This window comes from Streptosporangium sp. NPDC002607 (genome assembly GCF_053592655.1).
Window position 1 is genome coordinate 17627 of the sequence record NZ_JBSFWD010000067.1, and the last position, 9744, is coordinate 27370.

7 protein-coding genes are annotated in these 9744 nt (G+C 71.3%); 3 read left to right on the forward strand and 4 right to left on the reverse strand.

All coding sequences use genetic code 11. The features are described 5' to 3' along the window. The first annotated feature begins 72 nt into the window (after nucleotides 1-72). Complete coding sequence (gene galE, locus ACWD3H_RS41920) at nucleotides 73-1032, forward strand: UDP-glucose 4-epimerase GalE (protein ID WP_451958974.1); 960 nt, start codon at nucleotides 73-75, stop codon at nucleotides 1030-1032. Nucleotides 1033-1097: 65 nt separating this feature from the next. On the opposite strand, the gene ACWD3H_RS41925 is transcribed toward galE, so the two are convergent. The 3 genes from ACWD3H_RS41925 to ACWD3H_RS41935 all read right to left on the reverse strand — a co-directional run bounded on the left by ACWD3H_RS41925 (nucleotide 1098) and on the right by ACWD3H_RS41935 (nucleotide 4764). Continuing rightward, nucleotides 1098-1937: a hypothetical protein gene (locus tag ACWD3H_RS41925; protein ID WP_355623818.1), complete on the reverse strand. Its 840-nt coding sequence runs from the start codon at nucleotides 1935-1937 to the stop codon at nucleotides 1098-1100. A 169-nt stretch (nucleotides 1938-2106) separates the two neighbouring features. Then, nucleotides 2107-3084 (reverse strand): malate dehydrogenase, encoded by a 978-nt coding sequence (locus ACWD3H_RS41930; RefSeq protein WP_030912545.1) that lies wholly within the window; start codon nucleotides 3082-3084, stop codon nucleotides 2107-2109. A 255-nt stretch (nucleotides 3085-3339) separates the two neighbouring features. Then, the gene (locus ACWD3H_RS41935) at nucleotides 3340-4764 is read right to left on the reverse strand and encodes an alpha/beta hydrolase family protein (RefSeq protein ID WP_451958975.1); all 1425 of its coding nucleotides are present in this window, start codon (nucleotides 4762-4764) and stop codon (nucleotides 3340-3342) included. 79 nt (nucleotides 4765-4843) lie between these two features. On the opposite strand from ACWD3H_RS41935, the gene ACWD3H_RS41940 reads away from it, so the two are divergent. After that, a complete protein-coding gene (locus ACWD3H_RS41940) occupies nucleotides 4844-5407 on the forward strand; it encodes an ArsR/SmtB family transcription factor (RefSeq protein ID WP_451958976.1) in 564 nt (187 codons plus the stop codon). 56 nt (nucleotides 5408-5463) lie between these two features. On the opposite strand, the gene ACWD3H_RS41945 is transcribed toward ACWD3H_RS41940, so the two are convergent. After that, nucleotides 5464-7782: a protein kinase domain-containing protein gene (locus ACWD3H_RS41945; RefSeq protein WP_451958977.1), complete on the reverse strand. Its 2319-nt coding sequence runs from the start codon at nucleotides 7780-7782 to the stop codon at nucleotides 5464-5466. A gap of 243 nt (nucleotides 7783-8025) precedes the next feature. Between ACWD3H_RS41945 and ACWD3H_RS41950 the strand changes: the two genes are divergently transcribed. Continuing rightward, the gene (locus tag ACWD3H_RS41950) at nucleotides 8026-9585 is read left to right on the forward strand and encodes a sigma factor-like helix-turn-helix DNA-binding protein (protein ID WP_451958978.1); all 1560 of its coding nucleotides are present in this window, start codon (nucleotides 8026-8028) and stop codon (nucleotides 9583-9585) included. The last annotated feature ends 159 nt before the right edge of the window (nucleotides 9586-9744 follow it).

Here is a 9744-nt window from a genome sequence, read left to right on the forward strand (position 1 = left end):
TGATGTGCCAGCATATGCTGGCGTAGGGTTACAAAAATAAACAAGTACAAACAACATCAAACAGGAGGCTCCGTGAAGCTGCTCGTCACCGGAGGCGCCGGATACATAGGCAGCGCCGTGGCGGCACAACTCGTCGAGGCGGGCCACGAGGTCACCGTGCTGGACGACCTCTCCACCGGCCACGCCGACGCGGTGCCACCGGGCGCCCGCTTCGTCGAGGGGTCGATCACCGAGGCCGCCGGGGTGCTCAACGGTATCGACGGAGTGCTGCACTTCGCGGCGAAGTCCCTGGTCGGCGAGTCCGTGGAGCGGCCCAGCCTGTACTGGGCGCACAACCTCGGCGGCACCCTGGCCCTGCTCGACGCCATGCGGGGCGCCGGGGTGGGCAGGATCGTCTTCTCCTCCACCGCCGCGACGTACGGCGAGCCGGAGCGCTCCCCGATCCTGGAGACCGACCCGACCCGGCCCACCAATCCCTACGGCGCGTCCAAGCTCGCGGTCGACACCGTGCTGAGCACGTTCGCCGGGCTGTACGGCCTGGCCGCGGTGAGCCTGCGCTACTTCAACGTGGGCGGCGCCTACACCGCCGGGGACGGCAACGTCTACCGCGAGCGTCACGCCACAGAGACCCACCTGATCCCCAACATCCTCGCCGTCCCGCTCGGCGGACGCGAGTCCGTCAGCCTGTTCGGCACGGACTACCCGACCCCCGACGGCACATGCGTGCGCGACTACATCCATCTGGCCGACCTCGCCAGGGCCCACCTGCTGGCGCTGGACGCCTGCTCGCCGGGCGAGCACAAGATCTACAACCTGGGTAACGGGACCGGCTTCTCGGTCTCCGAGGTGCTGTCGGTCTGCCGCGAGGTGACCGGCCACGAGATCCCCGTGGTCGTGCGCGGGCGCCGCGCCGGTGACCCGGCCGTGCTGGTGGCCTCCTCCGAGAAGGTCCGGCGCGAGCTCGGCTGGAAGCCGGAGCACCCGTCGCTCCGTGACGTCGTCGCCGACGCCTGGGCCGCCCTGATCGGCTGACCGCCTCCCGCCACGCCCGAGACGCGTACCCGGCGCCGACCACCCGCCGACTCGGAGGGCCACGCCTACCTCAGGCTGAAACGGGCTGTGTTGTTGGCCGGACGGCGGTCGCCCAGCCGCAGGGAGTAGACGGTCGCCTCGGCCCGCGGCGCGTGCCCGCGGGCCACGAAGGCGAGCATGAAACTCACCCTCCTGCCCGCGCCGACCGTACGCAGCCTGCAGCCGACGTAGGCGGGATGGGAGTCGCACCGCGCGCCCCTCGCCGACATGAGGCGCGCGCCGCCGGTGTCGAAGAAGACCCCGGCGTCGTGGACACGCCGCGGCCCGCGGTTGCGCACCACCGCGGACACGGTGACCAGACGGCCCGCGCGCGCCGCGCGCGAGAGCCTGACCGCGAGGTCCGTACCGTCGTCCACCTCGGTCAGCGTCTGGGAGTGGTTGTTCGTCTCGTCGTCGTCCACGACCTCGGAGGAGAGCGTCGCGCTCGCCGTCAGCGGGCCCCGCGCGCCGGGTTTGACCACCCCGTTGATCGTCACCCCACCGGTCTGCCCGGCGGGGACGTCCTTCGTCGCGGCACAGACCACCTCACCGGCGGTGGCACCGGGGAGACACTCGGCGACGTTGACCCCGATCACCTCCACCCCGTCGGGCAGCCGGACCGTGAGCAGCGGCAGCACCGCGTCTCCGGGGCCGGCGTTGCGCACCTCGGCACGGTAGGTCAGCGGCTGTCCCGGTTGCGCGCGCTTCGGGGAGACGGTCAGCCGCACCGACAGGTCGGCACCGCCCCAGCCCTCGTCGTCGGGCGAGGCCGACGCCGCCCGGGGTACCGTCGCGAGCACGAGACAGATCACCCCTGCGACGATCCGTACCGCGACGTGCTCCCTGAACAGCGATCCCCCGACCATAGGTGATCATTGAACGCCGGGACACACCGCTCCGCGATGATCGACACGCCGCCTTTTCCCTCTGCCGTCCGTTCTCTCCGGGAGCCGGACGTACTCCCGGTGAGCCGGGACGCGAAGGGGGCCCCGGCTCACCGGGGCCCCCTTCGAACGCTGACTGGGAAACGTCCGCTCAGATGAGACCGAGCTCACGCACCGCGGAACGCTCCTCCTCGAGCTCGCGCACCGTGGCGTCGATCCGCTCACGGGAGAAGGCGTCGATCTCCAGACCCTGGACGATCTCCCACTTGCCGTCGCGCGAGACGACCGGGAAGGAAGAGATGAGCCCCTCGGGCACACCGTACGAGCCGTCGGAGGGGATCGCGGCCGAGGTCCACTCGGCGCCGTTGACCCAGTCGAAGACGTGGTCGATCGCCGCGTTGGCGGCGGAGGCGGCCGAGGACGCGCCACGGGCCTCGATGATCGCGGCGCCGCGCTTGGCGACGGTGGGGATGAAGGTGTCGCGCAGCCAGGCCTCGTCGACCAGCTCGGCGGCGATCTTGCCACCGACCTCGGCGTGGAAGAGGTCGGGGTACTGAGTGGCGGAGTGGTTGCCCCAGATGGTCATCTTCTTGATCTCGCTGACCGGGACCTGGAGCTTGGCGGCGAGCTGGGAGAGCGCGCGGTTGTGGTCGAGGCGGGTCATCGCGGTGAAGCGCTCGGCCGGGACGTCCGGGGCGTGCTGCTGGGCGATGAGCGCGTTGGTGTTGGCCGGGTTGCCGACCACCAGCACGCGGATGTCGTCCGCCGCGTTGTCGTTGATCGCCTTGCCCTGCGGGCCGAAGATACCGCCGTTGGCCTGGAGAAGGTCTCCGCGCTCCATGCCCTTGGTCCGGGGGCGGGCACCGACCAGGAGGGCGACGCTGGTGCCGTCGAACGCCGCGTTCGCGTCGTCGGTGACCTCGATGCCGCTCAGCAGCGGGAACGCGCAGTCGTCGAGCTCCATCGCGGTGCCCTCGGCGGCCTTGACCGCCTGCGGGATCTCCAGGAGGCTCAGCTTGACCGGGACGTCGGCGCCCAGCAGCTGGCCCGAGGCGATGCGGAAAAGCAGCGCGTAGCCGATCTGACCGGCGGCGCCGGTGACGGTGACCTTTACGGGAGTCTGGGCCATGACCTTCCCCCACTCGAAGGATGAATTGTGACGCTCGGATGCTACCCGCACACGACGAACGACCGTCGGGCGAGTGCCCCCATCCGGCTTCCAGGCGGCGGAATCGGCGTGGCGGGTGCCCTGGCGGGCCCGGCGCCGCCGACAGGTCGTCTCCGCGCCCCGCCCGGCTCTTTCCCCGCCGGGACGCTCGCCTACGGGACAGCACTCGCCACGACATCGACTCCCCTGACGCGAGCCGCATGAAAGGTGAGGCCGTCACGGAAGCAGCAGGCCCCAGTAGAGGCCCCACGGGATGAACACCGGCCCGCCGGCGACCAGGAGGCCGAGCCGTACCCTCTCCCCCGGCGGCACGGACCCGCGGGCGCGGTGCCAGGCCAGCGCGGTGAGAAGCGCGGCGACCGCGGAAGCCACCGCGAGGGCCTGCAGCGCGAGCCAGATCAGCGGGCGTTCGGCCAGAACGGGGCCGGGAGCGGCCAGCTTGCCGCCGGTCATCACCAGGTAGAACAGGTAGGAGAGCGACCCGAGCACCACCGCGAGCCCTCCGGCGCTGAGGAACCGCGCGGCCCTGCTCACCGGCGCCCGCGAGCCGCCGCGCAGCCGACGCGCCAGCGCGACCAGCGGGTAGGCGGCGAACGCGACGACGAGCAACACCAGTACCGCGAGCTGCATCGGCGCCGACTCCCACCAGGCCGGCGGCTCCACCGGCACGGTCGGGGACTCCTGGACGGGATCGGGGCCGGACGTCCGCGCGGTGGGCGGACGGCCCGCCGTGACGTCCTGGACCCAGGAGCCGACCAGGTCGGCGTATCCGGGAGCGAGCTCGGGCGACCGGGTGACGCCGCCGTCCGGGGTCAGGTGTGCGGCGTGGTCGGCGTCGGGGAAGAAGCGGAACGTGTAGTTCCGGTTGCCGCCATGCTCAAGCGCCCGGGCGAACCCCGGCGGGCTCTCCCGGGGCGGGGTCAGCAGATCGTGGACGCCCCAGATGCCGAGCACCGGCTGGTGCACGGCGGCCATGGTCGGCGCCGGGTCGTAGTACGGCTCGGGGAACATGCCGCCGTCCGCAAGCGTCCGGTACAGGTTGAGCTCGGCCCGGTCGACGAGTGGGCCCGACACCCCGGCCTTGCGCAGCCCGGCCGCCACGGCCCAGGTCTGCTGGCGCAGTGGTGGCAGGCTGTTCGCGCCCACGAGCACGACGAAGGCGATGTCCTTCGAACGTGAGGCCGCGATCGGGGCCACCCATCCGCCCTCGCTGAAGCCCCAGACGCCGACTTTCGCCGGGTCGACGCCCGGCTGGGAACGCAGCGTGGCCGCGGCGCCGAGAGCATCGTCGGCGAGCTGCGAGTACGAGCGCTGGAAAAGCGAGTAGCCCTTGGACCTCTTGTCGTAGATCAACACGGACAGGCCCTGGCGGGCGAAACCGACGGCTTCGCTCATCAGCTTCGTGCGGGGCGTACCCGTACCCGAGCCGTGCACGAGGACGATGCCGGGCCGGGCGGGCTTTGCCGCGGCGGGTGAGAGGACCGTGCCGTGCAGGGTGAGACCCCCGTCGCCGCGGAAGCTCACCTGCGTCGCCTTCAGGTCGGGCGGTACGGCAGGCGGAGTCTCGATGGTCGCCGCGGCGGCCGCGGGGGTGGCGAGCAGGCAGAGGGCGGTGAGCGCCGCCAGGAGGCTTCGTCGCATAATGCCGACGATATTCGACAGAGAGATGTCTGCAAACATTTCTCTGCAGATATCGTTCTGTGGTACTAGACTGCTCCTCATGAAGGATGAGGAGTCATTCCTGCTCGACGACCCGGCGCGGCTCAAGGCACTGGCCCATCCCATGCGGCGGCTCATGCTGCGCCACCTCGACGTGCACGGCCCCGCGACGTCGACGACGCTCGGCGAGTCGCTCGGCGCCAATACCGGCACGACCAGCTACCACCTGCGCCAACTTGAGAAATCCGGCTTCATCGAGGAGATCCCTGAGCGCTCGACGGGCAGGGAGCGCTGGTGGCGCAAGGTCGAGGGACCGAGAGACATGCGGCTGCCCACGCCCGACCAGCTCGCCCCCGAGGACCGCCCCGTGCTCGCCGAGTTCCACCGGGTCGGCATGGACGAGGATCGCGTGCTGTTCGAGCGCTTTCCCGAGGCGTACCTGCGCGACCCCGACTGGGCCAGGGGGTCGCGCGGTCTCGGCCGGATGACCAAGGCCGAGTTCCAGGAGTTCTTCGACGCCTACATCGCGCTGCTGATGAAGTACAGCCATCGGGCGGAAGACGCTCCGCCGGACGCGCGCCCCCTGTACATCCGGCTCTTCGCCCTACCCGCCGACGAGGACTGACTGCGTACAGCCGGCCTGGCCCCCGCTTGGGGGACAGGACACCTGGCCAAGCCCTACTAGGCGCAGGTGGCCATGGCGGGGCGGGCGTTCTCCCGTCCGGGGAACTCGACCCTGGAGAAGTGCTTGTCGAGCAGCCTGCGGACCGTGCCGTCCTTGTAGAGGGTGGCGATCGCTCCCCTGACGGCCTCGCAGGTGCGCCTGTCGCCCTTCTTGAGCGCCACCGCGTAGCGCTCGTCGGTGAGCTTGAGGCCGAGCAGCTTGTAGCGGATGCTCTCCCGGTTGCCGAAGCCGGCCAGCAGCAGGTCGTCGCCGGGGATCGCGTCGACCTCACCGGCCCGCAGCTTGTCGACGCACTCGGAGTAGGTCTTGGCGGGCACCAGGGTGAGCCGCTCGACCACGTCCTGGATCACGGCCACGGAGACGCTGGCGGCCGGCTCGCACATCCGGCTGCCCTCCAGGCCTTTCACGGTCACGATCGGTGAGCCGTCCTTGACGAGGGCGTCGACGTGGGCGAGGTAGTAGGGCCCCGCGAAGGTGACGTCGTCGGTGTCGTTGATCGAGTAGGTCGCCAGCACCAGGTCGATGTCACCGTCCGCCAGCAGCTTCGGCCGCTCCGCGCGGGCGGTGGACCTGAAGGTGACGCCGCTCTCCGGCACCCCCAGCGCCTTGGCGATCTCAAGGGCCAAGTCGATCTCGAAGCCGCCCCACTTCCCGCCGTTGTTCAGTGCGATGCCGGGCAGGAAGTCGCGCACGCCGATGGTGAGCCTGCCCGTCTTGGCGGCCTTGTCGACCACCGAGGTGTACGAGGGGCGGGCGGTCTCGGCCGGCTCCGGCTCGCCCTGGGAGACGGTCCTCGGCCACCAGCGGACCGCGGCGAACGCCGCCCCCGCGATCAGCAGCACGGCGACCCCGATGGCGATCCAGCGCCTCCCCTGCCGGCGGGCCGGTGGCGCCGCCGGCCCGCCGACAAGGGTCGCGGACACCTGCCAGCTGGGCGGCGGCACCTCCCCCGCCTGTTCCGGGGAGGCCACGCTGTCGCCGTATCCGGGAGACGAGGGGTACTCCCGGTAGCCGGGAGAGGACGGGTACTCGCCATACCCGGGGGACGAGGGGTACTCCCGGTAGCTCGACGGGCGGTGCTCCGGAGAGCGGTGGTCGGGGTGGGACGGGCTCTCCGCGGGACCGTGCGCGGACGGGAGGTCGCCCCGGCCGGAGGTCTCACGGCGTTCGCCCTGACCCGGCCGCCTGGTCCGGTCCTCCTGTCCCTCGGTACCGGTACCCTCCTGACCAGGGCGGAGAGGCGGGTCCTGGGCGGGGTTTCCCATCCGGAACCCGGTGGACGGCGGGACCGGCTCACCCGGGGCGTTCGTCCGGTGAGTCGGGGTGCGCATCAGACTGGTCGCGTCGTCGTCGGGGCCCGGACCTTGGGCACGGGGCCGAGGCCGGTCGTGGCCCTGATCACGAGCCTGGGACTCGTCGCGGTTCCGGGTGCGGGAGCGGAGCTCGTCGGGGGCGGCGACCTTGGCCCCCTGGGTGAGGATCGCGGGCGAGGCGTTCACCGTCTCGGGGTGGCCGAGCATCCTGAGCAGGATCTGGTCCGCCGAGGGCCGGTCGGCGGGTGACTTGGCCAGCGCCGAGGTGACCACGCCGCGCAGCGGCTGCGGCAGCGAGCCGAGGTCGACCTCGTGGTTGAGGATGCGATTGAGCACCACGGCGATCGACCTCCCTTCGAAGATCGTCTCGCCGGTCGCGGCGAACGCGATGGTCGCTCCCCAGGCGAAGACGTCGGTGTGCGGCCCGACCTCGGAGCCGGAGATCTGCTCGGGCGCCATGTAGGCGGGGGTGCCGATGGCCCGGCTGGTGATCGTGCCGGTGGAGTCGAGGATGCGGGCGATGCCGAAGTCGACGACCCTCGGGCCGTCGGCGGCGATGAGCACGTTGTCCGGTTTGAAATCGCGGTGCACGATCGAGGCGTGGTGGATCGCGGTGAGCGCGGTGGCCGTGCCGATCGCCAGCCGCTGCAGCGCGGCGCCCCGCAGGGGGCCGTCGGTCTCCACGACCTCGCTCAGCGACCTGCCCTCGATGTACTCACTCGCGATGTAGGGGGTGTCGCCCTTGAGGTCGGCGTCCAGGACGGCCGCCGTACAGAAGGACGCGACCCGCTGGGCCGCCCGCGCCTCCCTGGCGAACCTGGACCTGGCGGTGGCGTCGCCGGAGAACTTCACGTGCAGCAGCTTGATCGCCGCCCGCTCCCCAGCGGCGTTGATCCCGAGGTAGACGATGCCCTGCCCGCCCTCGCCGATCTTCCCGACGACGCGGAACGGCCCAAGCTGGCGCGGCTCTCCCGCTTCCAGTGGCGCGATCTCCGACATCATCGCCCCCACGGTCTCGTAATCTCCAACGTGGCAAACTTTACGGCGCCATGGCTCATACCCTCCCTTTGTTATCCCGACGTGACCTCAGTTTTCCTACAACGTGGCCATGTCCACAGCCCCCGTCATGGTGAGATGCCAGACACGTTCACTCCCCAATCTCCGACATTCACCCCAATCTGGCGCTCCAGCCGCTTAGATCGCTACCGTTGTACGTCCCTCAGGCAAGCCGGAGCAAAAACTTCCATGCGCCGATATATCGGTTATCGCGAGTTCGTACAGCGCGATCAGCGTTCCCTCGTCGGCACCGCCCTCCTTCTCACCGGCAGCCACGAGCAGGCCATCCGCCTCGCCCTGCGCTCCTTCCACACGGTCGCCCTCTCCTGGCCGCCACCGGTGTGGGAGAACCCCACCACGCACGCCCAGATCGCGCTCTACCGCCGCTTCCTGGCGCGGCCGAGCGCCGCCGGGCCGACGGCTCTGGTGCGGCTGCCTCCCCGGCAGCGCCTCCTCGTCGTCGCCTGCCTGCACGACGGCAGGAGCCGCGCCGAGATGGCCTCCGTCCTCGGCCTGCCGGAGAAGACGGTGGAGGCGGAGATCACCGAGGCGGTCGACACCCTCACCAAGGGGAACGAGACCCGCCTCGTCAACAGGATGGCCACGGCGGCGGGCGAGGCGTCGGTTCCCGACCTCAGCGCCCGGTCCATGCGCACGCTCAGGCGGCGTCGCAACCGGGGAGCCCTCCTCGCCGTGGCGGCGGCGCTGGTACCGGTCGGCCTGATCGCCGCCTTCGTCATGCTCCAGCGCGCGGAGGTGTGGAACTCGGCGCTGGGCGAGCGGAACCGGCCGCACGCCGCACAGGTCCAGGAGCCGGTACGGGCGGTCTCCAGCCCCGCGCCGAGCGCCACCCCGGCACCGTGGCAGGCGCCGCGGACCTCCTCGGTGATCCGCTACGCGATCCCCGGCCGCTGTCCCGGCCAGGGCGTCCAGGCGGACGGCACGTCCCCGGCACGGGCCGGCGACGTGACCTGCGCGGGCTGGACCCTGAAACTGGTCTCCGGCGGCTCTGAGAACTCCGCTCCCGGCCTTCCCCCGTGCGAGGGCACAGATCCCTGCGAGTCGACGCTGAGCGTTCCCGACGCCGCTCAGCGCCTCGCGCGCGGCGACGGCGGGGAGCATCCTCGGCTGGTTCCCGCCATCAGCCATGACGGGCGCCGCATCGCCTACCTCAGCGCGGCGGAGCGCCGCTATGTCGCCCACGACCTCGGCAGCGGGGTGAAGCGCTACCTGTCGCCGGTTCTCGCCTCCGCCGACACCGAGAACGGCACGCTGGTGAGCGTCTCCTCCAACGGCCGCCACTTCACGGTCACGCTCGGCGAGCGGCGGCTGCGAACCGACTTCACGACCGGCGACCTGACGTCCGTACCCGCGGAGCAGCTGCCGCCGACCGAGAAGGTCGCCGCCTGGCTTGGCAAGAGGTACGGCACCTGGGCCGACTCTCCCAGCGGTAGGTACTCCGCCGCGATCGTCGCGGGGAAGGGCGAGGACCCCCACAGTCTCCATGTCATCGACGCCGAGTCGCGGCGGGTCTTCAGGCGGCTCCCGCTCCCCGAGACGGAGCGGCCCGCCACCGCCGAGGTGGTGAGCTGGCTGGACACCCGCGAGGTGGTCGTCAGGATGAGCGCCAGGGACGGCGGCGAACCCCTCGGCCTCTTCCGGGTGGACGCCGTCACCGGACGGGCACGCCCCCTGCCCGGCCTCCCCGCCGACGCCCCGATCGTGCTGGGGGCCGCGGTGACCCCGTGATCCCGTACGACCAGCGGGAAAACACGGAAAAGGGCCGCCCCGGAGACACGGCGGCCCCACGACCCCGTACGACCAGCGGGAAAACACGGAAAAGGGCCGCCCCGGAGACACGGCGGCCCCACGACCCCGTACGACCAGCGGGAAAACACGGAAAAGGGC

What these genes read in the sequence shown, in the direction of transcription:
- ACWD3H_RS41925 (WP_355623818.1), bottom strand. Translation starts at nt 1,937, where the DNA reads ATGGTCGGGGGATCGCTGTTCAGGGAGCACGTCGCGGTACGGATCGTC.
- ACWD3H_RS41930 (WP_030912545.1), bottom strand. Translation starts at nt 3,084, where the DNA reads ATGGCCCAGACTCCCGTAAAGGTCACCGTCACCGGCGCCGCCGGTCAG.
- ACWD3H_RS41935 (WP_451958975.1), bottom strand. Translation starts at nt 4,764, where the DNA reads ATGCGACGAAGCCTCCTGGCGGCGCTCACCGCCCTCTGCCTGCTCGCC.
- ACWD3H_RS41940 (WP_451958976.1), top strand. Translation starts at nt 4,844, where the DNA reads ATGAAGGATGAGGAGTCATTCCTGCTCGACGACCCGGCGCGGCTCAAG.
- ACWD3H_RS41945 (WP_451958977.1), bottom strand. Translation starts at nt 7,782, where the DNA reads ATGATGTCGGAGATCGCGCCACTGGAAGCGGGAGAGCCGCGCCAGCTT.
- ACWD3H_RS41950 (WP_451958978.1), top strand. Translation starts at nt 8,026, where the DNA reads ATGCGCCGATATATCGGTTATCGCGAGTTCGTACAGCGCGATCAGCGT.